Annotated in this window: 21 protein-coding genes; 12 read left to right on the top strand and 9 right to left on the bottom strand. The window is 65.2% G+C overall.

The genetic code is table 11. The annotated features are described in order from the left end of the window. The 6 genes from murJ to WA317_RS06035 all read left to right on the top strand — a co-directional run. Positions 1-3,634, top strand: a 3,634-nt coding sequence (gene murJ / locus WA317_RS06060) for a murein biosynthesis integral membrane protein MurJ (RefSeq protein WP_425172173.1), incomplete at its 5' end; no start/stop codon positions are given. Between the two features lie 73 nt (positions 3,635-3,707). Beyond that, positions 3,708-4,292, top strand: a complete 585-nt coding sequence (sigM, locus tag WA317_RS06055; RefSeq protein ID WP_425172172.1) for an RNA polymerase sigma factor SigM — start codon at positions 3,708-3,710, stop codon at positions 4,290-4,292. Between the two features lie 74 nt (positions 4,293-4,366). Then, positions 4,367-5,146 carry a hypothetical protein gene (locus WA317_RS06050; RefSeq protein ID WP_425172171.1) on the top strand — a complete coding sequence of 260 codons (780 nt, stop codon included), beginning with the start codon at positions 4,367-4,369 and terminating at the stop codon, positions 5,144-5,146. Positions 5,147-5,238: 92 nt separating this feature from the next. Continuing rightward, a complete protein-coding gene (gene trxB / locus WA317_RS06045; protein WP_425172170.1) occupies positions 5,239-6,240 on the top strand; it encodes a thioredoxin-disulfide reductase in 1,002 nt (333 codons plus the stop codon). Next, entirely contained in the window at positions 6,237-6,578 is a 342-nt protein-coding gene (gene trxA, locus WA317_RS06040; RefSeq protein WP_425172169.1) for a thioredoxin, read from the top strand. The genes trxB and trxA overlap by 4 nt, the downstream gene beginning before the upstream one ends. A 109-nt stretch (positions 6,579-6,687) precedes the next feature. Continuing rightward, a complete protein-coding gene (locus WA317_RS06035; protein WP_425172168.1) occupies positions 6,688-7,908 on the top strand; it encodes an N-acetylmuramoyl-L-alanine amidase in 1,221 nt (406 codons plus the stop codon). Here WA317_RS06035 and WA317_RS06030 read toward each other — a convergent pair. The 9 genes from WA317_RS06030 to rpmH all read right to left on the bottom strand — a co-directional run bounded on the left by WA317_RS06030 (position 7,895) and on the right by rpmH (position 14,425). Further along, positions 7,895-8,647, bottom strand: coding sequence for an acetyltransferase (locus tag WA317_RS06030; RefSeq protein WP_425172167.1), 753 nt, complete (start codon positions 8,645-8,647; stop codon positions 7,895-7,897). The two genes, WA317_RS06035 and WA317_RS06030, sit on opposite strands and share 14 nt — an antisense overlap. Before the next feature lie 339 nt (positions 8,648-8,986). After that, positions 8,987-9,973 (bottom strand): ParB/RepB/Spo0J family partition protein, encoded by a 987-nt coding sequence (locus tag WA317_RS06025; protein WP_425172166.1) that lies wholly within the window; start codon positions 9,971-9,973, stop codon positions 8,987-8,989. Beyond that, positions 9,970-10,959 carry a ParA family protein gene (locus WA317_RS06020; protein ID WP_425172165.1) on the bottom strand — a complete coding sequence of 330 codons (990 nt, stop codon included), beginning with the start codon at positions 10,957-10,959 and terminating at the stop codon, positions 9,970-9,972. The genes WA317_RS06025 and WA317_RS06020 overlap by 4 nt, the downstream gene beginning before the upstream one ends. After that, positions 10,956-11,687: a 16S rRNA (guanine(527)-N(7))-methyltransferase RsmG gene (rsmG, locus tag WA317_RS06015; RefSeq protein WP_425172164.1), complete on the bottom strand. Its 732-nt coding sequence runs from the start codon at positions 11,685-11,687 to the stop codon at positions 10,956-10,958. Before rsmG ends, WA317_RS06020 begins: the two co-directional genes overlap by 4 nt. A gap of 60 nt (positions 11,688-11,747) precedes the next feature. Further along, a complete protein-coding gene (locus WA317_RS06010) occupies positions 11,748-12,308 on the bottom strand; it encodes a protein jag (RefSeq protein ID WP_425172163.1) in 561 nt (186 codons plus the stop codon). A 113-nt stretch (positions 12,309-12,421) separates the two neighbouring features. Then, positions 12,422-13,564, bottom strand: coding sequence for a membrane protein insertase YidC (yidC, locus tag WA317_RS06005; RefSeq protein ID WP_425172162.1), 1,143 nt, complete (start codon positions 13,562-13,564; stop codon positions 12,422-12,424). After that, a complete protein-coding gene (gene yidD, locus WA317_RS06000) occupies positions 13,548-13,883 on the bottom strand; it encodes a membrane protein insertion efficiency factor YidD (protein ID WP_425172161.1) in 336 nt (111 codons plus the stop codon). The genes yidC and yidD overlap by 17 nt, the downstream gene beginning before the upstream one ends. Then, positions 13,880-14,260 (bottom strand): ribonuclease P protein component, encoded by a 381-nt coding sequence (rnpA, locus tag WA317_RS05995; RefSeq protein ID WP_425172160.1) that lies wholly within the window; start codon positions 14,258-14,260, stop codon positions 13,880-13,882. Before rnpA ends, yidD begins: the two co-directional genes overlap by 4 nt. A 21-nt stretch (positions 14,261-14,281) precedes the next feature. After that, positions 14,282-14,425 carry a 50S ribosomal protein L34 gene (gene rpmH, locus WA317_RS05990; protein WP_019735309.1) on the bottom strand — a complete coding sequence of 48 codons (144 nt, stop codon included), beginning with the start codon at positions 14,423-14,425 and terminating at the stop codon, positions 14,282-14,284. A gap of 575 nt (positions 14,426-15,000) precedes the next feature. On the opposite strand from rpmH, the gene dnaA reads away from it, so the two are divergent. The 6 genes from dnaA (at position 15,001) to gyrA (ending at position 24,748) form a co-directional block, all read left to right on the top strand. Next, positions 15,001-16,503 (top strand): chromosomal replication initiator protein DnaA, encoded by a 1,503-nt coding sequence (gene dnaA, locus WA317_RS05985; protein ID WP_425172176.1) that lies wholly within the window; start codon positions 15,001-15,003, stop codon positions 16,501-16,503. A 506-nt stretch (positions 16,504-17,009) separates the two neighbouring features. Next, complete coding sequence (gene dnaN, locus WA317_RS05980) at positions 17,010-18,209, top strand: DNA polymerase III subunit beta (RefSeq protein WP_425172175.1); 1,200 nt, start codon at positions 17,010-17,012, stop codon at positions 18,207-18,209. A gap of 9 nt (positions 18,210-18,218) precedes the next feature. Further along, positions 18,219-19,367 carry a DNA replication/repair protein RecF gene (gene recF, locus WA317_RS05975; RefSeq protein ID WP_425172159.1) on the top strand — a complete coding sequence of 383 codons (1,149 nt, stop codon included), beginning with the start codon at positions 18,219-18,221 and terminating at the stop codon, positions 19,365-19,367. Next, positions 19,364-19,939 carry a DUF721 family protein gene (locus WA317_RS05970; RefSeq protein ID WP_425172158.1) on the top strand — a complete coding sequence of 192 codons (576 nt, stop codon included), beginning with the start codon at positions 19,364-19,366 and terminating at the stop codon, positions 19,937-19,939. The genes recF and WA317_RS05970 overlap by 4 nt, the downstream gene beginning before the upstream one ends. Positions 19,940-20,166: 227 nt before the next feature. Further along, positions 20,167-22,203 carry a DNA topoisomerase (ATP-hydrolyzing) subunit B gene (gene gyrB / locus WA317_RS05965; protein WP_425172174.1) on the top strand — a complete coding sequence of 679 codons (2,037 nt, stop codon included), beginning with the start codon at positions 20,167-20,169 and terminating at the stop codon, positions 22,201-22,203. Between the two features lie 40 nt (positions 22,204-22,243). Beyond that, positions 22,244-24,748: a DNA gyrase subunit A gene (gene gyrA, locus WA317_RS05960; RefSeq protein WP_425172157.1), complete on the top strand. Its 2,505-nt coding sequence runs from the start codon at positions 22,244-22,246 to the stop codon at positions 24,746-24,748. Positions 24,749-25,001 lie beyond the last annotated feature (253 nt).

The raw sequence follows: 25,001 nt of genomic DNA, 5'->3' as shown, positions 1-25,001 counted from the left end.
GCCCACTCCTCCGCGGACGCCGCCGCCGGCGCGCCCTGAGCTCTCCGATGCCGCGTTGGTGTCCCGGTCCTGGGGGATGGCGTTCGCAACGTTGATCAGCAGGATCACCGGGTTCGCCCGCATCGTGCTGCTGGCGGCCATCCTGGGCGCCGCCCTCTCCAGTTCATTCTCGGTGGCCAACCAGTTGCCGAACCTGGTCGCCGCGCTCGTGCTGGAGGCCCCCTTCACCGCCATCGTCGTGCCGGTGCTCGCGCGCGCCGAACAGGACGACTCGGACCGCGGCGCGTCCTTCGTGCGCCGGCTGGTCACGCTGGCCACCACCTTGCTGCTGATTACGACGGCGCTATCGGTGCTGGCTGCCCCAATGTTGGTGCGCCTGATGCTGGGCCATGATCCCCGCGTCAACGAACCGCTGACCACCGCGTTCGCCTATCTGCTGCTGCCACAGGTGATCTTCTACGGATTGTCGTCGGTGTTCATGGCCATCCTGAACACCCGCAATGTGTTCGGGCCGCCTGCGTGGGCGCCGGTCGTCAATAACGTCGTCGCAATCGTCACCCTCGGCGTATATCTGGCGGTGCCCGGCGAGCTTTCGGTCGATCCGGTCCGGATGGGCAATACCAAGCTGCTGGTTTTGGGAATCGGCACCACGTTGGGGGTGTTCGCCCAGACTGCAGTCTTGCTCGCGGCGATCCGGCGTCAACGCATCAGCCTGCGTCCGATGTGGGGGATCGACGCGCGGCTCAAACGGTTCGGCGCAATGGCCGCCGCCATGGTGCTGTATGTGCTGATCAGTCAGTTGGGCCTGGTGATCGGCAACCAGATCGCCAGCTCCGCCGCGGCGTCCGGTCCGGCGATCTACAACTACACCTGGCTGGTTCTGATGCTGCCGTTCGGCATGGTCGGCGTGACGGTACTGACGGTGGTCATGCCGCGGCTGAGCCGCAACGCCGCTGCTGATGACACTGGCGCCGTGCTCGCCGACCTGTCGTTGGCTACACGGTTGACGTTGGTGATCCTGATCCCGACGGTGGCCTTCATGACGGTCGGCGGCCCGGCGATGGGTAGCGCGCTGTTCGCGTACGGCCATTTCGGTGAGGTCGACGCCGGGTATCTGGGTGCGGCGATCGCCCTGTCCGCCTTCACCTTGATCCCCTACGCACTGGTGCTGTTGCAGCTGCGCGTCTTCTACGCGCGTGAGCAGCCCTGGACACCGATCGCGGTCATCGTCGTGATCACCACGGTCAAAGTCGCCGCCTCAGTGATCGCCCCCCACCTGACGGGCGACCGTGAGCTGGTTGCCGGTTACCTGGGCTTGGCCAACGGCCTCGGATTCCTGGCGGGGGCGATCGTCGGCTACTACCTGCTCCGGCACGCCCTGCGGCCGCCCGGGGGGCACCTTGTCGGCGTCCGCGAGGTGCACACCATCCTGGTGACCATTGCAGCATCGCTGGTGGCCGGGCTCATCGCTCATGCGGCGGACCGGCTGCTGAAGCTCAGCGTTCTGACCAGCCACTGGGGTGGTGCGGGGTCGCTGCTGCGGCTGGCTGCGCTGGCGGCGATCGTGCTTCCGGTCACGGCCGCCGTCATGGTGCGTGGTGGAGTGACCGAAGCGCAGTCCGCGCTCGCCCTCATCCGGCGAAAGTTGGGTGACCGCAAAGCGGTGACTCCGCCTCGCGCTGTGGTGCGGGATCGCTCATCTCACGGGGATGTGGTCACGTACTCTGAGCAGAAGAGTTCGTTTGCGCCGGGGGGAAATCGGATTCAGCAGCCGATCCGTCGTGAGCCTCCAGGTCCCTTGGCCGGAGCCGGCACCAGGAAAGGACCGGAGGTGACCGACCGCCCCTCGGACAACGCCGCGACCGCATCCGCCTCAGAGGCCGAGCTGACTCGCCCAGCGGGAGCCGGCGGGCCGAGTCCGGCCCGGTCGGCGTCATCCCCGGTCGCCGATGACTTCCAACCGGACATCCCTGGCGATTACTCGCTGAGCGCCGGGGCGGGGCCGGCCCCACCGGCCTCGTCGCAGAGTTCGAACGGCGGCTTGCCGGGCGGTCGTTCAGCCACGGCCGCCGGTGATTTGCCGGGTGACCCGCTGGATGCGGTGACCTTCGACGCCCCGGCGGAACCGGCCGGTGAGTCGTCGTCTGACATCGGCGAAGACATCCAGCTGGTTCCCGGCGCCCGGATCGCGAACGGCCGCTACCGCCTACTGGTCTCCCACGGCGGCGCACCGCCCCTGCAGTTCTGGCAAGCCCTCGATACCGCGCTGAACCGACAGGTGGCGCTCACCTTCGTCGACCCGGGTCGTTCGCTGCCCGACGACCAGGTACGCCAAATCCTGGCGCGCACGTCGCGGCTCAGCCGGGTCGACAAGCCGGGAATCGCCCGGGTGCTCGACGTCATCGATATCGGGAGCGGCGGCCTCGTCGTCGCGGAGTGGATACGCGGTGGTTCGTTGCAAGAGGTGGCGGAAACCCAGCCGTCACCGGTCGGCGCCGCCCGGGCGATGCAGTCGCTGGCTGCGGCGGCCGAAGCCGCGCACCACGCCGGTGTCGCGCTGTCGATCGACCACCCCAGCAGGGTGCGGGTCAGCATCGAAGGCGCAGTTGTGTTGGCGTTCCCGGCCACCCTTCCTGAGACCACCCCGGAAGACGACATCCGCGGCATCGGCGCCGCCTTGTACGCCCTGCTCGTAAACCGCTGGCCGCTGACCGAATCGGGGGCGCGCAGCGGGCTGGCGCCGGCCCGTCGGGACGCGGGCGGTCAGCCCGTGGAACCGACCGTCGTCAACCCGGACATCCCATTCCAGATTTCCGCGGCTGCCGTCCACGCAATCCAAGAGGCCGGCGGAATCCGGAGCGCGTCGACGTTTTCGAACCTGCTGCAGCAGGCGACCGAGGTGGCTGACCGCACCGAGTTGATCAGCCCGGTCGCCGACCCGCCGGCGCGGCGGGGCAGGTTCGCCTCGGCGCCGGTGGACGAGGAGACTCGCGCCCGGCGTCGCCGCAATCTGATGATCGGCCTGGGCGCCGCCGGCGCCATCATCGTGGTTGCCCTGCTCGTCATAGCGACGGTGCTCGGCAAGATTTTCGGCAACCTCGGCGGCGGGCTGGACAAAGATCGGCTGGGTCTGAACGGGCCGTCGTCGACGGCGTCGGCCTCGTCGGGCGGTTCGGCACCCGGAAACTTGATCAGACCGGTGAAGGCCACGGTCTTCTCACCGGGAGGTGACGCCGACGAGCCCGACCAGGCGGGTTCGGCGATCGACGGCAATCCGGCCACCGCCTGGTCGACAGACACCTACCACGACGCCGTGCCCTTCCCTAGTTTCAAGAACGGTGTCGGACTGATCCTGAAGCTGCCGACACCGACCGCCGTCGGCACTGTCAACCTCGACACCTCCGCCACCGGCACGAAGGTGCAGATTCGCTCGGCGTCCACGTCCGCTCCGGCCAAACTGGACGACACCACTGCGCTGACGGCGCCGACGTCCGTGCATCCCGGCCACAACAGCATCCCGGTGAAAGCGACGCCCCCGACCTCCTACCTATTGGTGTGGATATCCACGTTGGGAACGACCAACGGAGAGAGCCGCGCCGACTTTTCCGAGGTCACCGTCGAACCGGCGTCCTAACACCGCTGCGGTAAGTACCCGGGCTGCATTTGGGTGAAGTGCCGGCCCCACACCGATTCGTTACTGTCCGGCCGTGGGGTTCTGGTCAGTAATTCCGCGGGAACGCAGCGACGCCGAACTGTTGGCCGCCCATGTCGCAGGCGACCGCTACGCCTTTGAAGAGTTGTTCCACCGGCACCAGCGGCAACTGCACCGGCTGGCCCGGTTGAGCAGCCGCAATCCAGAGGATGCGGAGGACGCGCTGCAGGACGCGATGCTCTCGGCGCACAAGGGTGCCGGCTCGTTCCGGCACGACGCGGCGGTCAGCAGTTGGCTGCACCGCATCGTGGTCAACTCCTGCCTGGACCGACTGCGCCGCAACAAGTCGCACCCGACGGTCCCGCTGGAAGACGTGCACGCGGTCGCCGATCGGACCGGTCAAGTCGAGACGGCCATCGTGGTGCAACGAGCGTTGATGCGGCTGCCGGTCGAGCAACGCGCCGCAGTCGTCGCCGTCGACATGCAGGGCTATTCGATCGCTGAGACTGCCCGCCTGCTCGGCGTGGCCGAAGGCACAGTCAAAAGCCGCTGCGCACGGGCGCGGACGCGGCTGGCCGCAGCACTGGGCTATCTCGACGCCGACGCCCCGCCACGGCCGGTCGAGCGCCCGACCCGTTAGCTGCCGGGCCGCGGCACCGTCACGCGCCGGGGTGTCTGTGGCGGTCGGTCTGCGCATAACGGACACTGGGGCCAATGGGTGGCGCTGAAGACGATCCGCCGGATCACTCGGGTGGCGATGGTGCGAACGCGGGTCCACCGCTGACGCCAGACCTGCTGGCCGATCTGCAGGCAGGTCTGTTCGACGACGACGAAGCCGCTGAGCTGCGTCAGCGGATCCGGGCCGACCCCGCCGCCCGGCGGAACCTGGCCGCGCTGAACCACGTACGTAGTGACGTCGCTGCGTTGCGCACCGACACCGCCTCCGCACCCGAGGTACCCCCGGCTGCTGTCGACAGGGTACGGGCGGCGTTGCGGTCAGCAACGTCCTCAACCGGCGGGCCCCGTGCTGGTGCGGCGCACTCGGTCCGGCCCGGTCTGCCGCCGGTACGGGTGGTGGCAGCCATTGCCGGTGTGGCGGCCACCGTCGCCGCGATCGCGTTGGGCACCGTGGCACTCATGCGGTCGCGCGCACCGGCCCCCAGCGCTCCCTTGACGGCCCAGCACATCACCGTGTCGTCTCATCCGACGGAGATCCCGCTGTCGGCGGCGCAGATCCTCACACTGCTCGACCGCACCCCCGACTACGGTGCGTTGGGTGATGTCGCGCGGCGGTCGGCGTGTTTGACCGGCCTGGGTTATCCGGCTTCGGCCCAGGTGCTCGGCGCCCAACCGATCGAGATCAACGGCCTGCCGGCGGTGCTGCTGGTGCTGCCTGGCGACACACCTGATGCGCTGGCCGTACTGGCCGTGTCACCGAACTGCAGTTCGGCTGACACTGGGCTGCTGACCGACACCGTCGTCCGCCGTCCGTAGCGGCCGCGGGAACAGCAGCGCCTAGGCTGGCGTTCGTTGCCAGATGAAGGGCTTTTGTAATCCGCCCGCAAGCTGTATCTCGAAAGGTTCGAATGGCCTCTTCTAACCCCGTGCACGACGTGATCGTCATCGGTTCCGGCCCTGCCGGCTACACGGCGGCCCTCTACGCCGCCCGTGCGCAACTGGCGCCGGTCGTCTTCGAGGGCACCTCATTCGGCGGCGCGTTGATGACGACCACCGAAGTGGAGAACTTCCCCGGCTTCCGCGACGGCATCACCGGTCCCGAACTGATGGACCAGATGCGCGAGCAGGCGCTGCGCTTCGGTGCCGACCTCAAGATGGAAGACGTCGAATCGGTGTCACTCGACGGCCCGGTCAAAACCGTCGTCACCACCGAAGGAGAGACTTACCAAGCGCGCGCCGTCATCCTTGCGATGGGCGCGGCGGCCCGCTATCTGCAGGTCCCCGGTGAGCAGGAATTGTTGGGCAGGGGCGTCAGCGCATGCGCTACCTGCGACGGCTTCTTCTTCCGCGACCAGGACATCGCCGTCATCGGCGGCGGCGACTCGGCAATGGAAGAAGCCACCTTCTTGACGCGCTTCGCCCGCAGCGTGACGGTCGTGCACCGCAGGGACGAATTTCGGGCATCGAAGATCATGCTGAACCGCGCCCGCAGCAACGACAAGATCCGGTTCCTCACCAACCGTGCCGTGGTCGCAGTGCAAGGCGACGGCACCGTATCCGGACTACGGGTGCGTGACACATTCACTGGTGAGGAATCCACCCTCGCGGTTACCGGAGTGTTCGTCGCGATCGGCCACGACCCGCGCTCGCAGCTGGTGCGTGATGTTGTGGAGCTTGACGCCGACGGCTACGTGCAGGTGCAGCAGCCCTCGACACATACGTCGGTGGAGGGCGTCTTCGCCGCCGGCGACCTGGTCGACCGCAGTTACCGGCAAGCGATCACCGCGGCCGGCACCGGTTGCGCGGCAGCCATCGACGCCGAACGGTGGCTGGCGGAGCGCGACGATTCCGACGACGAGACCGAACTGACCGATGCCACCGGCACTGATTTGATTGGAGCACCGCGATGACGAGCGCACACAACGTTAGCCGCCCGGTCCAAGTTTCGGACGCCTCTTTCGCCGACGATGTTCTTTCCAGCCACAAGCCTGTGCTGGTTGATTTCTGGGCGACCTGGTGTGGGCCGTGCCGGATGGTGGCTCCGGTGCTCGAGGAAATCGCGGCCGAGAAGTCCGGCCAGCTCACCGTCGCCAAACTCGACGTGGACGCCAATCCGGAGACAGCGCGTAACTTCCAGGTCGTCTCGATCCCCACGCTGATCCTGTTCAAGGACGGTCAGCCGGTGAAACGGATCGTGGGAGCCAAGGGTAAAGCCGCGCTGCTGCGGGAACTTTCCGACGACGTATAGCCGTAATCTGGGCGCGCTCGCCTGGCGTTTTCCAGAAAACGCCGGGCTTCTGCGACAATACCGGAAAGCCGAATCGGCAGCTCTGTTCACAGCTCATGGAGGCCCCGGGATGTCGAGTCCGCGCCGCCCCAACGGCGACGCGCTGCGCTGTGGGGACCGTGGCGTGGCGGTCATCGAGATTCGCGCCGCCCTGGCGGCGCTCGGACTGCTCGACGGCCTCGATGACGACCTCACCACCGGACGACGCATGGCGCTCGACGTCTTCGACGAGGAACTCGACCAGGCAGTACGGGCTTTTCAGCAGAATCGCGGCCTACTCGTGGATGGCATCGTCGGCGAAGCCACTTACCGGGCGGTCAAGGAAGCGTCCTACCGGCTGGGCGCCCGCACGCTGAATCACCAGTTCGGCGCACCGATGTACGGCGATGACGTCGCTACGCTGCAGGCCAGGCTGCAAGACCTCGGTTTCTACACCGGCTTGGTGGACGGCTACTTCGGTCTACAGACGCACAACGCGCTGATGTCCTACCAGCGCGAGTACGGCCTGTACGCTGACGGCATCTGCGGCCCAGAAACGTTGCGCTCCTTGTACTTTCTCAGTTCCCGCGTGACGGGAGGCTCTCTGCACGCCATCCGCGAGGAGGAGCTGGTCCGACGTTCCGGTCCGAAGCTGTCGGGCAAGCGGATCATCATCGACCCGGGCCGCGGCGGAGCCGACCACGGTCTGATCACGCAGGGTGCAGCCGGACCTATCAGCGAATCAGACATTCTGTGGGACTTGGCAAGTCGGCTGGAGGGCCGAATGACTGCCATAGGCATGGAGACGTTCCTCTCTCGTCCCACCAACCGCAGCCCGTCAGACGACGAACGTGCTGCGACGGCCAATGCCGTTGGGGCAGACCTGATGATCAGCCTCCGCTGTGCGACACAGGCCAGCCCGTCGGCAAATGGTGTGGCCTCGTTCCACTTCGGCAACTCGCATGGTTCGGTTTCCACGATCGGACGTATGCTCGCTGACTTCGTTCAACGAGAAGTAGTGGCGCGCACGGGTTTACGAGATTGCCGCACGCACGGACGGACCTGGGACCTGCTTCGGCTGACTCGGATGCCGACCGTTCAGGTCGACATCGGCTACATCACAAATCCGAACGACCGGGCCATGTTGGTCACCACCCAGACCCGAGATGCCATCGCCGAAGGGATTCTCGCGGCGGTCAAACGGCTTTATCTGCTGGGCAAGAACGACCGGCCCACCGGCACATTCACGTTCGCCGAACTACTCGCCCACGAGCTTTCGGTGGAACAGGCCGGCCGGCTCAGCGGTTCGTAGCCAGCGAACCGGCGGATACTTCTTGCAGGCCGGCGGTCTGCAGCTGCGCACTTTCCAACAGCCGCTCAAGTGCCGCCTCCACCTCCGCCTTCCAGCCCAGACCTCTGTCCAACTCGAGCCGTAACCGCGGAAAGTACCGGTGCGGCGCCACGACCGCGAAACCAACATCCTGCAGGAAGTCCGCGGCGATGACGCACCGGTCCACCGAACAGTCACCCAGTGAATCGAGCACCGGTCGAATATCCGCGTCAGCGGTCGGCTGCTCGGTCAACTCGACGATTGCGTCCGTGCGGCCGAAAGCTTCCAGCGCCCGGACGCCGCGGCGCATCAGCTCGTCGACCACGCGGGTGACGAGACTGTAGGGCAGATCGTCGCTGATCGCACTCGGCTCGATACCCATCGATGTCAGCAACACCGCATCGGCGGACACCGGCGCGGTCGGAAACCGATGTGCACGCGGCACCACTCCCGGCGGGGCGTACAACACGTAGCCGAGGCACGGCGGTTCGCTGGGCACGCAGTCGGCGGGCGCTGTGGGGTTGGAGGTGGCGACCTGGCAGCACGAACCCCATTCCAGCATCACCATCGACAGCCAGGCTTCCTTCTCGAACTCGGGGTCAGCCAAGCGGTCATCGTTACCCAGAGTTGCGGGATCGACTTCCCAGAAGACGCAACGACGGGCGTGCTTGGGAAGCTGCTCGAAGCCCTCGAGCCGCAGCGGCATGATTCGAGCAGTCACTTGACTCCTGGGCCTCCGTGCGGTGCTGCAATCGGTGACCCTGCTCGTACGCGGTCCCTTTTGGTCCGCATCGTTGCAAGGCTTTGTCGATTGCCCGGCTTTCGCATCGTCACCACGCTGACACATGCAGGTGCCAGCAACGCTTCAAGGATAGGAGACTTCGTCGCGACGAGCCAGTATGGTTGGCGATCTTTTATCGAGCTTTCATCAGCATTATTGGTTGGCTCCAATCAGTCTGCAGCACAACACGATCCGATTGATCATATCGTTCGGGGGGCGGTGCCGGTCGCAGCAGCGTCACAGTGACGTAACGGCCGAATGTCTCCGGTCAGGCTTTCGTCAGACTTCAGCCGCGTTCATCAGGCTGACGATGCGCTGCAGGTCATCAACCGACCCGAATTCGACGACGATCTTGCCTTTACGTTTGCCGACGCTCACGGTGACCCGGGTGTCGAATGCACTGGACAACCGTTCGGCGACATCTTGCAGACCCGGCATCTGGATCGGCTTGCGGCGCGGCGGCGTGGGCGCAGCGGCGTCTCCGCGGTTGGCCAACGTGACCGCTTCCTCGGTCGCACGCACCGATAGGCCCTCGGCCACGATCCGCGCGGCGAGTGCTTCTTGAGCCTCCGGGCCGGCTTCCAACGACAACAGGGCGCGGGCGTGTCCTGCCGATAGCACACCGGCGGCCACCCGCCGCTGCACCGGGATCGGCAGCCGCAACAACCTGATCATGTTCGTGATCAGCGGTCGGGACCGGCCGATACGGGTTGCCAGTTCATCGTGGGTGACTCCGAACTCGTCGAGCAGCTGCTGGTAGGCCGCCGCCTCTTCCAGTGGGTTGAGCTGCACGCGATGGATGTTCTCCAGCAGGGCATCGCGAAGCAGATTGTCTTCGTCGGTTTCCCGAACGATGGCCGGGATGGCCATGATGCCTGCCTGCTGAGCAGCACGCCACCGCCGCTCCCCCATCACGAGCTGATAGCGCGCACCGCCTCGGGATCCGGCCAGCGGCCTCACCACGATCGGCTGCATGAGCCCGAATTCCCTTATCGAGTGCACCAATTCGGTTAACGCTTCGTCATCGAAGACCTGGCGCGGCTGCCGTGGATTGCGCTCGATGAGCGCGGGATCGATTTCGCGGTATACCGCGCCCATCGAACCAACGTCCGCCGGTCGGGGGCCGCCGATCACGACATCCGCTGCAGCCTCACCCAGTCGCGGGCCGAATGTCGAGGCCCCGGATTCGGTGTCGGGCGGGCCGGTCGGAATCAGCGACGCCAGGCCGCGGCCGAGCCCGCCCTTCCTGCGTGATGACTGGTTCATGCCTGTCCCTTCGCGGATGATGGCTGCTGGCGGTCGGCGAGTTCGCGGCCGGCGTCGAGATAACTCATGGCGCCACGGGAACCGGGGTCGTAATCGATGATCGTCATGCTGTAGCCGGGCGCCTCCGAAACCTTCACACTGCGCGGGATGACCGTCCGCAGCACCTTGCCTCCGAAGTAGCGGCGCACCTCCGCGGCAACCTGGTCGGCGAGCTTTGTCCGCCCGTCGTACATGGTCAGGATGACGGTAGTCACCTCGAGGCGCGGGTTCAGATGCGCCTTGACCATCTCGATGTTGTTCATCAGCTGGGACACGCCCTCCAACGCGTAGTACTCGCACTGGATGGGGATGAGCACTTCTGGTGCAGCGACGAGAGCGTTGATCGTCAGCAGTCCGAGCGATGGTGGACAGTCGATGAAGACGTAGTCGAAGTCCAGCTCGTCGAGTACCGCCAGCGCCGTTCGGAGCCGATTTTCCCGCGCCACCATGCTCACCAACTCGATCTCCGCTCCGGCAAGGTCGATAGTGGCCGGCACGCAAAAGAGGCGCTCGCTGTGCGGACTGCGTCGCAGCGCCTCGGTCAGCGGGACATCGCCGAGCAATACTTCGTACGAAGAGGGCGTACCGGAATGACGATCAGTGATGCCGAGCGCGGTGCTGGCATTCCCCTGCGGATCCAGATCGATGACCAGCGTTTTGAGCCCTAAGACCGCCAGCGCGGCAGCGAGGTTGACGGCCGTCGTCGTCTTGCCGACACCGCCCTTCTGATTTGCGATCGTAAAGAGCCGGCGCTGCGGCGGTCGGCCCAGCCGGGCGTGAGTGGTATGGAGCACTTGCATCGCGCGCCTGGCGGCGGCACCGATGGGGGTGTCGTATTCGTTGCTTGTTTCACGTGAAACATCAGCCGGTTGAGCGGTTGCATCCGGCGTCGACCACACCTCTTCAGCCCGTGGTGCGGACGGTGTCTGTCCGTCGTAACCACTCATCGCGACTCCCTGCTCGAGGCCGGCCCGGCGGAACGCGGCCCCGAACCCCGGGCTCCTCGCCGTACCACCACCACTGTCACGGGCGGATTTAAGTAGCTCCCGCCGCATGCCACCACCCTGACATCCGCAGCACCCATAGAGATCATCACACGCCGATGCTCGGCCACTTCCTGCTGAGCCTGTTCGCCTTTGACCGCGAGCATTCGCCCACCGGGACGGCACAGCGGCAGACTCCATTTGGTCAATTTGTCCAGCCCCGCAACCGCACGGGAGACCACCGCATCCGCGCCGCCCACCCGGGCGCGCACAGACGGCGCCTCTGCTCTCCCCCGCACGACTTCCACCGGCAACTGCAGTAGTCCCACCGCTTCAGCAAGGAAATTGCTGCGCCGCAGCAATGGCTCCACGAGAACCACTTGTAGGTCCGGTCGGACTATTGCCAACGGGATTCCGGGAAGGCCGGCTCCGCTGCCGAGATCGATCAGTCGATCTCCGTCGTCGAGCAACTCCGAAATTGCGGCGCTGTTAAGCAGGTGGCGATCCCAAAGACGCTCCACCTCGTGCGGGCCGATGAGGCCGCGCTCCACTCCGGCGCCAGCCAGCAACTGGGCATACTGCTCGGCTTGATCTAACCGTGCTCCGAAAACGGTCCTGGCGGCCTCCGGAGCCGGCGCCGCCCGACACGGCCCGCCAACCTGATCGGCGTTCAGATGTTTCACGTGAAACATTCCTCCCAACTCAGGCCTCAAGCGCGAGCACCGGCAGAACTACATTGGTGTAACTCGGGCTCAGTCGACCAGCACGACCACCCGGCGCGACGGCTCTACACCCTCACTCTCGCTGTGCACGCCGCCCACCTCCGCTACGGCGTCGTGCACGATCTTGCGCTCGAACGGCGTCATCGGGGCAAGCTCTTCGCGCTCCCCCGTCGCCAACACCCGCCTCGCGACTTTGTCGCCGAGGGCCGCGAGCTCTTCGCGCCGCCGGCGCCGCCAACTGGCGACGTCGAGCATCAGCCGGCTACGCACACCGGTTTTCTGATGGACCGCCAAACGGGTCAACTCCTGCAGCGCGTCGAGGACTTCGCCTTTGCGGCCCACCAACTTGTTCAAGTCCTCGCCACCGTCGATGCTCACGACCGCTCGGTTGCCTTCGACGTCGAGGTCAATGTCGCCGTCGAAGTCGAGCAGGTCGAGGAGCTCTTCTAGGTAGTCGCCGGCGATCTCGCCTTCGACAACCAGGCGCTCCTCCAAGTCGTCTCCCTCGGGCGCACCCTCGGCGTTCTCAGCGACGTCCTGCTCCGGTTGTTGTAGCTCTACGTCGCGGTCAGTGGTCTCGGCATCGGTCATGCCTGTCCTCCTCGTCCCGTCTGTTGTCGGCACTGGTGCGCCGTTGGAGTTCGTTTGCCCGCCCGCTGCTTTGTCCTGCCGGCCCACCGTCACCGCTTGGGCCGGCGGGTGGGTCAGCGCTTGCGCTTTTTGGGTTTCGCGCCGGGACGCGGTGCCCGGCTGCCGGGCGTGCTGCTTCGCGCACCCTTATTCGGCCCACCTGCGTCGGCTCGCGGTGAGTTTCCGTCTGCTGCCCCGCTATCGGAACTGTCAGACTTCGCGCCCGTCCACTCGGGTCCGTCGCCTGTATCGGCGAGAGCCCCGGCGCCGTTGCCGCTCGGCGGCGGGGCCTTGGCGGCCCGCTTGGGCTTGGCGCCCGGGGCGGGCGCGTTCGCCGCCCGCCGCTGAATCGCCTCCTGCTTCTGAGCCTCTTCTTCTTTCTCGATCATCCTGAAGACGTAGTGCTGCTGGCCGAATGTCCAGATGTTGTTGGAAAACCAGTAGAAAATGATCGCCAACGGCAGGAACGGCCCACCGGCCACAACGCCGAAGGGAAATGCGTAGAGCGCCAGCTTGTTCATCATCGCGGTCTGCGGGTTGGCCGCGGCCTCGGCGCTCTGCCGCGCCACCGACGCCCGGCTGTTGAAGTAGGTCGCTATGCCGGCCATGCACATCACCGGCACTCCCACCGCGATCACGGCCGGCCGGCTGAAGTGGGCGAAGGCGGCGAGAGTGGTTCCCTTCTGCAACATCGTTGCACCCAGCGGCGCGCCGAACAGGTTGGCGTCCAAGAAGTGCCCGACGTCCTTCGCGCTGAATACGTAGTTGCCCAACGCCCGGTTCCGCTCGGGTGAAAGCCCCAGCTGCCCGATACCGGTGGAGGTCCGGTTGAAGCACCGCAGCACGTGATACAGCCCGAGGAAGACCGGGATCTGCGCCAACATCGGCAGGCAGCCGAGTACCGGATTGAAGCCGTGCTCGCGCTGCAGTTTCTGCATCTCCAGCGCCATCCGCTGGCGATCCTTGCCGTACTTCTTCTGCAGGGCCTTGATCTGCGGCTGCAACTCCTGCATCTGCCGGGTCGTTCTGATCTGCCGAACGAACGGCTTGTACAGCAGGGCCCGCAGCGTGAACACCAGGAACATCACCGACAGCATCCACGCGAAGAAGTTCGTCGGACCGAGCATCAAAGAGAACGCTTTGTACCAGAGCCACATAATCGCCGACACCGGATAATAGATGACGTCGAGGCTGAACCAATCAAACAAAAGACGCACGCTCCCGTCGCTTCGCTGGGGTGCCGCTCACATCGGCGCCGCAGTCGTCTGCACAGCCGCGGCGTTCGGGTACTGGATCCCATCCTCCCTGATGCCACGGTCCGCACTTGGCGAGCCGCATTGCAGTGAGCCAGCTTCCCCTGATCAAGCCGTACTCGGTCAAAGCATCCACGGCGTACTGACTGCAGGTCGGCAGGAATCGGCACGTCGGCAACCGCAACGGCGACACCGCGTGCCGGTACAACTGGATGCAATAAATCAACGCCCGCGCCACGGCTAGACCCGTGCTGCCCACGACCTCCGCCGGTCGTGCTGTCACGGCCTTGCCCCGGTAGCCGAGCCCATCAGTTTGTGCACCCGGCGCAGGCCCACCCGGAGCTGAGCTTCCAGCGTCGACGATGCGGCGTCGCGACTGGTCGGCAGCGCGCGGACCACCAGGTCATCGGTTCCGTCCATATCCTCGAGCAGACCCCGCGCCACGTGCCGCAATCGGCGCGTCACCCGATGACGCTGCACCGCCGAGCCCACCGACTTGGCGACGATGAATCCGACTCGTGGAATTTGTGCCCGGCCGCTCGGCACAGCACTTCGCGACCGAGCATGAACGACGATGTCAGGTTGCGCGGCGCGTACCCCGCGCTTGACCGTCGCATCAAAATCGGTCGACCGCGTCATGCGATTCCGCGCGGAAAGCACCGCTTGATACCTGTGGTCAGCTCACGCGGTGAGCGACCGCCGCCCCTTACGACGCCGGCCCGACACGATCGCACGCCCGGCCCTGGTACGCATCCGCAGCCGGAAGCCGTGCACCCGGGCTCGACGCCGGTTGTTCGGCTGAAAGGTCCGCTTGCCCTTGGCCACGGGTATCTCCTCTATACGTCTGCCGCTGCAGTTCGCCTTGACTCACCCGTCGGACCTGGCGGCCCGTGTCGGATCCTGGTGAGTCGAGGCGAACTCGGTGTATCGCTGGTAGCCGGCGCGGTCTCTCCGGATCCTGCCCGGGCGCTGCCGTATCGCCAACGTTCGGGCGACTGTACGAGGGTACTGAGCGTCCTATCACCGGGTCAAACTCGGTCGCGCTGCGGCCGTCGGAATATCGCTGCGTAACTCATGCCACACCTGCCACTGCATCGACATGCTCCTTGTCAAGGGACTCCCAGGAATGTTGCCAAACGGTTGGCACTCGAACAGAAAACTGTTAGCTTCGGGCAATGCCGTTTCAGCCTGGAACGGTGCCCGAAAACGAAGCGAGGGTGGCGGATCGGGTAGATGGTCGTACAGCCCGTGCCGACTATCTCGAGCTCCACTCCCGGGGGCCGTCCCCGATAACTTCGGTGCGCTGATGACCGCCCTGTCCACACCTGTGGATAGTTTTGTGGACAGCCCGCCGTCGCCGGGATGGCTTTACCTCGAACGTGAACCAGGGGGATCCGTCGTTGACCGATGATCCCGGTTCGACTTTTGCGACGGTCTGGAGCGACGTCGTCTCCGAGCTCACCGGCGACGCGGTCCTGAACCACGCGATCACCAACGGCGAAATACTGCTCACCCCTCTGACTCCTCAGCAACGAGCTTGGCTGAACCTTGTTCAGCCACTCACCATCGTCGAGGGATTCGCCCTGCTGTCGGTGCCGAGCAGCTTTGTGCAAAACGAGATCGAACGTCATCTGCGCGCCCAGATCACCGACGCGCTGAGCCGCCGGCTCGGACAAGAAGTTCAACTGGGTGTCCGGATCGCGCCACAACCGCACAACGACAGTGAAGCCGGCGCGGTGCCGGGTCCTGCGGAAACCACCGCTGAACCCGACGAGGTCGACGAGGACAGCGAGGCCCTGGCCAGCGCCCACGAGACCTGGCCCAAGTACTTCACCGAACGGCCCCGCAACAACGACCCTGCCGCTGCCGGAGGCACCAGTCTCAACCGGCGCTATACGTTCGAGACCTTCGTGATCGGCGCCTCCAACCGGTTCGCTCATGCCGCGGCCCTCGCGATCGCCGAAGCGCCGGCCCGCGCCTACAACCCGCTGTTCATCTGGGGCGAGTCTGGACTCGGTAAAACTCACCTGTTGCACGCCGCCGGCAACTACGCACAGCGACTGTTCCCCGGCATGCGGGTCAAGTATGTCTCGACCGAGGAATTCACCAACGACTTCATCAACTCGCTCCGCGATGATCGCAGGGTCGCCTTCAAACGCAGCTACCGCGACGTCGACGTGCTGCTGGTCGACGACATCCAGTTCATCGAAGGCAAGGAAGGCATCCAGGAGGAGTTCTTCCACACCTTCAACACGTTGCACAACGCGAACAAGCAGATCGTGATCTCCTCCGACCGCCCACCCAAGCAGCTGGCCACCTTGGAAGACCGGCTTCGGACGCGATTCGAATGGGGCTTGATCACCGACGTGCAGCCGCCCGAGCTGGAAACCCGGATCGCCATCTTGCGCAAGAAAGCACAGATGGAACGTCTGGCCGTGCCCGACGACGTGCTCGAGCTCATCGCCAGCAGCATCGAACGCAACATCCGGGAACTGGAAGGCGCATTGATCCGGGTCACGGCATTCGCCTCCCTGAACAAGACCCCCATAGACAAGGCGCTGGCCGAAATCGTTCTTCGCGACCTGATCGCCGACGCCGGCACGATGCACATCAGCGCGGCCACCGTGATGGCCGCGACCGCGGAGTACTTCGACATCACCGTGGAAGAACTACGCGGCCCGGGCAAGACCCGTGCGCTGGCGCAGTCGCGGCAGATTGCCATGTATCTGTGCCGAGAACTCACTGACCTCTCGCTGCCGAAGATCGGTCAGGCATTCGATCGTGACCACACCACGGTGATGTATGCCCAGCGCAAAATTCTCTCCGAGATGGCCGAGCGCCAAGAAGTGTTCGATCACGTCAAGGAACTCACCACTCGTATCCGCCAGCGTTCCAAGCGCTGACGCAATACCCAAGCGGCTCTGCACCGTTGGCACACACATCCCTTCTCGCACCGAAACCGTGTGCACAGGCCTGTGGACCGAGCACTCACAACATTCCCGAGATCTGCAATCGGCGTGTACAGCGGCGCTTCATTCCGCACTGCACCACACGGTGCGCACAGCTGGGCTCGGCGTGATTCACAACCTCTCAGAGCGCCGAGCAGCACCGATGTGCAGCTGTCCCCAGAACGCACAGCCCCTAATACTGTTATGAAAATATCTTCATCAGTTCTTCTTTGAAGAACGGCTTGGGGATTCCAAACTGAGGCGCGGACGACCTGCGCAGATGACACAGTGTCGGCGGCGTCGATTAGCCTCCAAGATGGCGCCCGAAGCTCTACCGTGTTGGTCGACTGCCATTACGCTCGTTGTGGCGGATCTCAGCCGCAGGCGTTCGTCGCCCGCTCGATGGGGCGGCAGCCGCTGACTTCGACGGTCGTTGGCTGACAGTGATGAAGGGACCGCTAATGGACGTGGCGACGACGAAAGTCGGCCTCAACGACTTGAAGTTTCGTCTGGCACGCGACGACTTCGCCGACGCGGTGGCGTGGGTGGCCAAGAATCTGCCCACCAGGCCGACGGTGCCCGTGCTTGCCGGTGTGCTGCTGACCGGCACCGAGGACGGGCTGGTCATCTCCGGGTTCGACTACGAAGTGTCCGCGGAAGTTCGCGTCGCAGCTGAAATCGCAACGCCGGGAAGCGTTTTGGTATCTGGGCGGCTGCTTTCTGACATCACCCGCGCGTTGCCGAATAAACCGGTCGACTTTCACGTCAAGGGCACTCGCGTCGCGCTGAACTGCGGAAGCGCCAGATTCTCGCTGCCGACAATGGCCGTCGAGGACTATCCCACGTTGCCGACGCTGCCCGAAGAAACCGGCACACTGCCGGCCGAGCTGTTCGCCGAGGCGATCGGCCAGGTCGCGGTCGCCGCCGGCCGTGACGACACATTGCCGATGTTGACCGGCATCCGGGTTGAAATTTCCGGTGCGTCGGTCGTTTTGGCGGCCACCGACAGGTTTCGGCTGGCCGTTCGCGAGTTGACATGGTCGGCGGCTTCGCCGGACATCGAGGCCGCGGTGCTGGTGCCGGCCAAGACGTTGGCGGAGGCCGCGAAAGCCGGCACCGACGGCTCGGAGGTACATCTGTCCCTGGGCGCCGGGTCCGTGGTCGGGAAGGACGGTCTGCTCGGCATCAGCGGTGACGGAAAGCGCAGCACGACGCGACTGCTCGACGCCGAATTCCCCAAGTTTCGCCAGTTGTTGCCTACCGAGCACACGGCGGCCGCCACGATCGGTGTGGCCGAGTTGACCGAGGCGATCAAGCGGGTTGCTCTGGTCGCCGACCGCGGCGCGCAGGTCCGGATGGAGTTCGCCGAGGGACTGCTGCGGCTTTCCGCCGGCGCAGACGACGTGGGTAGGGCCGAAGAGGATTTGCCCGTCGACTTCGCCGGTGAACCGTTGACCATCGCCTTCAACCCGATTTACCTGACCGACGGGCTCGGATCGTTGCACTCCGAGCGGGTGTCGTTCGGTTTCACGACGCCCAGCCGGCCGGCGGTGTTGCGTCCCGCACCCGGTGACGAGGCTTCGCCGCAAGACACCGGCCCGTTTCCGGCGGCGCAAACGGACTACGTGTACCTGCTGATGCCGGTGCGGTTGCCCGGCTGACGTACTGCTGTGTACGTCCGGCATCTAGGGTTGCGCGACTTTCGTTCGTGGGCGCACGCTGACCTCGAACTGGAGCCGGGGCGCACGGTTTTCGTCGGCCCGAACGGGTATGGCAAAACCAACCTCATTGAAGCACTGTGGTATTCGTCCACACTGGGTTCGCATCGGGTGGCGACTGACGCGCCGCTGGTGCGGGTCGGTGCGGAGCGGGCGCTGGTGTCGACGATCGTCGTCAATGAGGGACGCGAGTGTGCGGTCGACTTGGAGATCGCAGCCGGGCGAGCCAATAAGGCGCGGTTGAACCGCTCGCCGGTGCGCAGCACCCGTGGGGTGGCCGGGGTGCTGCGCGCGGTGCTGTTCGCTCCGGAAGATCTGGCCTTGGTGCGCGGTGATCCGGCGGATCGGCGCCGATATCTGGACGACTTGGCGACAGTGCGCCGGCCTCGGGTCGCTGCGGTGCGTTCTGACTACGACAAAGTCTTGCGCCAGCGCACGGCCTTATTGAAGACGGCGTTCGGGGCCAGGCAGCGAGGTGACCGCAGTGTGTTGGACACGCTTGACGTCTGGGACGCTCGTCTGGCCGCACACGGGGCTGAGCTGATGAGCGCCCGCATCGAATTGGTCAATCAATTGACACCCGAAGTCGCCAAGGCCTATCAGCTGGTGGCGCCGGGGTCACGCGCTGCTGCCGTCGGCTACCGCGCCAGTATGGCGCTCGAACCGACGGATGGTGCCGACGTGGCTTCGCTGGAAGCCGCACTGTTGTCCGCGTTGGCTCAGCGGCGGGACGCCGAACTCGAGCGCGGGGTGTGTCTGGTTGGCCCGCATCGCGACGATCTGGACTTGGTCTTGGGCGATCAACCCGCCAAAGGGTTCGCCAGCCACGGCGAATACTGGTCGATGGCGTTGGCTTTGCGGTTGGCGGCCTACGAACTCTTACGCGCTGAGGGCAGCGACCCGGTGCTGTTGCTCGACGATGTGTTCGCCGAACTCGACGCGGCTCGTCGCCGAGCGCTGGCCGCCGCCGCCGCGTCGGCGGAGCAGGTGCTGGTGACCGCAGCGGTACCCGAGGACATTCCGGCCGGCTGGGATGCGAGACAATTGACAATCGATTCGCGCGACGACGACAGCGGACGGGTGTCGGTGATGCAGTCATGACGAGTTTCGACGACGAACCCCAGCCGCTGAATTCCGAGCGGGTTGAGCGTGCCCAGCCGGCTGCGATGGACCTGGTTCGGCGCACCTTGGAGGAAGCCCGCAACGCGGCCCGCGTCCGCGGTCAAAACATCGGACGCGGTCGGGCAACGCCGGCAGGACCGCGACGGGTGGCCGGCACCGGGCGGCGGCGAAGCTGGTCGGGCCCGGGCCCGGACTATCGCGACCCGCAACCGCTCGGCAAGGTGGCGCGCGATCTGGCCAAGAAGCGGGGGTGGTCGCCGAGGGTCGCCGAAGGCACGGTCCTCGGCCAGTGGCCGACGGTCGTCGGTAGCCAAATCGCCGAGCATGCGACGCCGCTCGGACTGGCCGACGGGGTACTCAGTGTCACGGCCGAATCGACGGCGTGGGCCACCCAGCTGCGCATGATGCAAGCGCAACTCCTCGCCAAGATCGCCGAAGCGGTCGGCGACGGCGTGGTGAAGTCGCTGAGAATCATCGGTCCGTCGGCGCCGTCGTGGCGAAAAGGGCCGCGGCACATCGCCGGCAGAGGCCCGCGCGACACCTATGGCTGATGCAGTCGGGCACCAGAGTTCGTCGGCTGAGAGCCGCCAGGACGCGACAAATTGATTTCACCAGCGTCAGGACCCGCCCACTTTCAAAATGCGCAACTCACGGGGCGGATAGCGGTGCAGAAACGCGGCTGGAGAATAGGTGCGGACGGTATGTGACGGTAGACTGGCCGTAGTACTTGCTGCGGTGACTGAACCGCTCGCACACGAACCCCAAGGAGAGCTTTCCGATCGTGGCTGCCAAGAAGAAGGCACAAGAGGAGTACGGCGCCTCATCCATCACGATTCTCGAGGGCTTGGAGGCGGTCCGCAAACGCCCGGGCATGTATATCGGCTCCACCGGCGAGCGCGGCCTGCACCACCTCATCTGGGAGGTGGTCGACAACTCAGTCGACGAGGCGATGGCCGGCTATGCCACCCAGGTCGATGTGCGCTTACTCAACGACGGCAGCGTCGAGGTCGCCGACAACGGCCGCGGAATCCCGGTGGCGATGCACGCCACCGGCGTGCCGACCGTCGACGTGGTGATGACCCAGCTGCATGCCGGCGGCAAGTTTGGTGGTGAAAACAGCGGCTACAACGTCAGTGGCGGTTTGCACGGGGTCGGGGTGTCGGTGGTCAACGCGCTGTCGCGCCGGCTCGAGGTGGACATTGCCCGCGACGGGTACCGCTGGTCGCAGTCCTACGACCGCGCCGAGCCGGGAAACCTGAAGCAGGGCGAGACCACCAAGAGCACCGGAACCACGGTCCGGTTCTGGGCCGATTCCGACATCTTCGAGACCACCGAGTACGACTTCGAGACCGTGGCACGCCGGCTGCAGGAGATGGCGTTCCTGAACAAGGGTTTGACGATCAACCTCACTGACGAGCGGGTCAGCGACGAAGAGATCGTCGACGAAGTCGTCAGCGACACCGCCGAGGCGCCCAAGTCCGCTGAAGAGAAGGCGGCCGAATCCGTCGCGCCGCGTCAGAAGGTCAAGCACCGCACGTTCCATTACCCGGGCGGCTTGGTGGACTTCGTCAAGCACATCAACCGCACCAAGAGCCCTATTCAGCAGAGCATCATCGATTTCGACGGCAAAGGCGTCGGCCACGAAGTCGAGATTGCGATGCAGTGGAACGGCGGATATTCCGAATCGGTGCACACCTTCGCCAACACCATCAACACGCACGAGGGCGGAACCCACGAGGAGGGCTTCCGCAGCGCGCTGACGTCCGTGGTGAACAAGTACGCCAAGGACAAGAAGCTGCTGAAGGAAAAGGACGCGAACCTGACCGGCGACGACATCCGGGAGGGTCTGGCGGCGGTTATCTCGGTGAAAGTGAGCGAACCGCAGTTCGAAGGGCAAACAAAGACCAAGCTGGGCAACACCGAGGTCAAGTCCTTCGTCCAGCGGGTGTGCAACGAGCAACTGACACACTGGTTCGAAGCGAACCCTGCCGACGCCAAGGTTGTTGTCAACAAAGCGGTTTCGTCAGCACAGGCACGCATCGCCGCCCGTAAGGCCCGGGAGCTGGTGCGCCGCAAGAGCGCCACGGATCTGGGCGGTCTGCCGGGAAAGCTGGCCGATTGCCGTTCTACCGACCCGCGCAAGTCGGAATTGTATGTTGTGGAAGGTGATTCAGCTGGCGGCTCCGCGAAAAGCGGCCGCGACTCGATGTTCCAGGCGATCCTTCCGTTGCGCGGCAAGATCATCAACGTCGAAAAGGCCCGCATCGACCGGGTCCTGAAGAACACCGAAGTACAAGCCATCATCACTGCGCTCGGCACCGGGATTCACGACGAGTTCGACCTCACCAGGCTGCGCTACCACAAGATCGTCTTGATGGCCGACGCCGACGTCGACGGCCAGCACATCTCCACGCTGCTGCTGACCCTCTTGTTCCGGTTCATGCGGCCGCTGATCGAGAACGGGCACGTGTTCTTGGCGCAGCCCCCGCTGTACAAGCTGAAATGGCAACGCAGCGAGCCGGAGTTCGCCTACTCCGACCGGGAACGAGACGGTCTGCTCGAAGCCGGCCAAAAGGCGGGCAGGAAGATCAACAAAGAAGACGGCATTCAGCGCTACAAGGGGCTTGGTGAGATGGATGCCAAGGAGCTGTGGGAAACCACCATGGATCCCTCGGTGCGGGTGTTGCGTCAGATCACCCTCGACGACGCTGCAGCCGCAGACGAGTTGTTCTCCATCCTGATGGGCGAGGACGTTGATGCGCGCCGCAGCTTCATCACCCGCAACGCCAAAGACGTTCGCTTCCTTGATGTCTGATGGGTCGGGTTCGGCCGGCCGCCCAGTGGAAGAGGGATAGATGACTGACACCACGCTGCCGCCCGGCGGCGACTCCGTCGATCGGATCGAACCGGTCGACATTCAACAGGAGATGCAGCGCAGCTACATCGACTACGCGATGAGCGTCATCGTCGGGCGCGCGCTGCCCGAGGTTCGTGACGGGCTCAAACCGGTGCATCGCCGAGTGCTGTACGCGATGTTCGACTCGGGATTCCGCCCGGACCGCAGCCACGCGAAATCGGCGCGCTCCGTTGCTGAAACGATGGGCAACTATCACCCGCACGGTGACGCGTCGATCTACGACACCCTGGTGCGGATGGCACAGCCGTGGTCGCTGCGCTACCCACTGGTCGACGGGCAGGGCAACTTCGGCTCACCGGGCAATGATCCACCGGCCGCCATGCGGTACACCGAGGCGCGGCTCACTCCGTTGGCGATGGAGATGCTGCGCGAAATCGACGAAGAGACAGTCGATTTCATTCCCAACTATGACGGCCGCGTCCAGGAGCCGACGGTACTGCCGAGCCGGTTCCCCAACCTGCTGGCCAACGGATCCGGTGGCATCGCGGTCGGCATGGCGACCAACATCCCGCCGCATAATCTGCGTGAACTGGCTGAAGCGGTGTTCTGGGCGCTGGACAATTACGACGCCGACGAAGAAGCGACGCTGGCGGCCGTCATGGAACGGGTCAAAGGCCCCGACTTCCCCACCGCCGGACTCATCGTCGGATCTCAAGGAATCGCCGATGCCTATAAGACCGGACGCGGGTCGATCCGGATGCGCGGGGTCGTCGAAGTCGAGGAAGACACGAAAGGCCGTACCTCCCTTGTCATCACCGAGCTGCCTTATCAGGTCAACCACGACAACTTCATCACCTCGATCGCCGACCAGGTCCGCGACGGCAAGCTGGCCGGCATTTCCAACGTCGAAGACCAAGGCAGCGACCGGGTCGGCGTGCGCATCGTCGTCGAGGTCAAGCGTGACGCCGTCGCCAAGGTGGTGCTGAACAACCTCTACAAGCACACCCAGCTGCAGACCAGCTTCGGCGCCAACATGTTGTCGATCGTCGACGGGGTGCCGCGCACGTTGCGCCTCGACCAGATGATCCGCTACTACGTCGAGCACCAACTCGATGTGATCGTCCGGCGCACCACCTACCGGCTGCGCAAGGCCAACGAACGCGCCCATATCTTGCGCGGGCTGGTCAAAGCCCTCGACGCGCTGGACGAGGTGATCGCGCTGATCCGGGCGTCGCAAACCGTCGAAATCGCGCGGACCGGCCTGATCGAACTGCTCGATGTCGACGAAATTCAGGCCCAGGCCATCCTCGACATGCAGCTGCGCCGGCTGGCGGCATTGGAACGACAGCGCATCGTCGACGACCTGGCGAAGATCGAAGCCGAAATCGCTGACCTGGAAGACATCCTGGCGAAACCGGAGCGGCAGCGCGGGATCGTCCGGGACGAGCTTGCCGAGATCGTCGACAAGCACGGGGACGACCGCCGAACTCGAATCGTGGCAGCCGACGGCGACGTCAACGACGAGGATCTGATTGCCCGCGAGAACGTCGTCGTCACCATCACCGAGACCGGATACGCCAAGCGCACCAAGACCGATTTGTACCGGAGCCAGAAACGCGGCGGCAAGGGTGTGCAGGGTGCGGGGCTCAAACAGGATGACATCGTCGCGCACTTCTTCGTGTGCTCGACGCACGACTGGATTCTGTTCTTCACCACCCAGGGCCGGGTCTACCGGGCGAAGGCCTACGAGTTGCCCGAGGCGTCCCGAATCGCGCGCGGACAGCACGTCGCCAACCTGCTGGCTTTCCAACCCGAGGAGCGGATCGCGCAGGTCATCCAGATCCGCGGCTATGAGGATGCGCCGTATCTGGTGCTGGCGACCCGCAAGGGTTTGGTCAAGAAGACCAAGCTCACCGACTTCGACTCCAACCGGTCCGGTGGGATTGTGGCGATCAACCTGCGCGACGGCGACGAACTGGTCGGTGCGGTGCTGTGCTCGGCCGACGAGGATCTGCTGCTGGTATCGGCCAAAGGTCAGTCCATCCGGTTCTCGGCGACCGACGAAGCGCTGCGACCGATGGGCCGGGCCACCTCCGGCGTGCAGGGCATGCGCTTCAACACCGACGACCAGTTGCTGTCGCTGAATGTGGTGCGCGAGGGGATGTATCTACTGGTCGCCACGTCCGGCGGCTACGCCAAGCGGACTGCCCTCGAGGAGTACACGCCGCAGGGCCGCGGTGGTAAAGGCATCCTGACCATCCAGTACGACTCGCGGCGTGGCAGGCTGGTAGGGGCGCTGATCGTCGACGACGACGCCGAGGTTTACGCCATCACCTCCGGCGGAGGGGTGATCCGCACGGCGGCCCGCCAAGTCCGCAAGGCGGGACGCCAGACCAAGGGCGTTCGGTTGATGAACTTGGGTCAGGGCGACACACTGTTAGCCATCGCGCGCAACGCGGAAGAAGCCGAAATAGCCGAGGTGACCGACGAGGATGCGGAGTAGCTAACGTGATGACTCTGTCGCCGATGCCGGTTGCGACGGCCCGAGGAGATGTCGGGCGCTCGAATTCAGCCCGGGAGGACCCGGGCGCAGAGTTAAGGAGCCGGGGGTGACTTCACCGAACGAGCCGGGATCTTCGAGATCCGGCGACGGTCAAGGCGGCCGCAACGGAACGCCTGACCAAAGCGGCGCACACCGCTCGGCCGCCGGTGCGGGTACCGGCCGGTTGACCGACTCCGGCGACGTGCCACCGCGG

Origin of the sequence: Mycobacterium sp. (assembly GCF_049802695.1) — a bacterium.
In the GTDB taxonomy this organism is placed as follows: Bacteria; Actinomycetota; Actinomycetes; order Mycobacteriales; family Mycobacteriaceae; genus Mycobacterium.
Note: the sequence above shows the minus strand (reverse complement) of the source record. Positions and strands in the feature narration are given on the sequence as shown.

Bases quoted from the DNA above. Each gene is read 5' to 3' on its own strand.
- WA317_RS06010 (WP_425172163.1), bottom strand. From the start codon at position 12,308: ATGACCGATGCCGAGACCACTGACCGCGACGTAGAGCTACAACAACCG.
- WA317_RS06025 (WP_425172166.1), bottom strand. From the start codon at position 9,973: ATGAACCAGTCATCACGCAGGAAGGGCGGGCTCGGCCGCGGCCTGGCG.
- gyrA (WP_425172157.1), top strand. From the start codon at position 22,244: ATGACTGACACCACGCTGCCGCCCGGCGGCGACTCCGTCGATCGGATC.
- WA317_RS05970 (WP_425172158.1), top strand. From the start codon at position 19,364: ATGACGAGTTTCGACGACGAACCCCAGCCGCTGAATTCCGAGCGGGTT.
- WA317_RS06050 (WP_425172171.1), top strand. From the start codon at position 4,367: ATGGGTGGCGCTGAAGACGATCCGCCGGATCACTCGGGTGGCGATGGT.
- trxB (WP_425172170.1), top strand. From the start codon at position 5,239: ATGGCCTCTTCTAACCCCGTGCACGACGTGATCGTCATCGGTTCCGGC.
- rsmG (WP_425172164.1), bottom strand. From the start codon at position 11,687: ATGTTTCACGTGAAACATCTGAACGCCGATCAGGTTGGCGGGCCGTGT.
- WA317_RS06020 (WP_425172165.1), bottom strand. From the start codon at position 10,959: ATGAGTGGTTACGACGGACAGACACCGTCCGCACCACGGGCTGAAGAG.
- dnaN (WP_425172175.1), top strand. From the start codon at position 17,010: ATGGACGTGGCGACGACGAAAGTCGGCCTCAACGACTTGAAGTTTCGT.
- trxA (WP_425172169.1), top strand. From the start codon at position 6,237: ATGACGAGCGCACACAACGTTAGCCGCCCGGTCCAAGTTTCGGACGCC.
- WA317_RS06035 (WP_425172168.1), top strand. From the start codon at position 6,688: ATGTCGAGTCCGCGCCGCCCCAACGGCGACGCGCTGCGCTGTGGGGAC.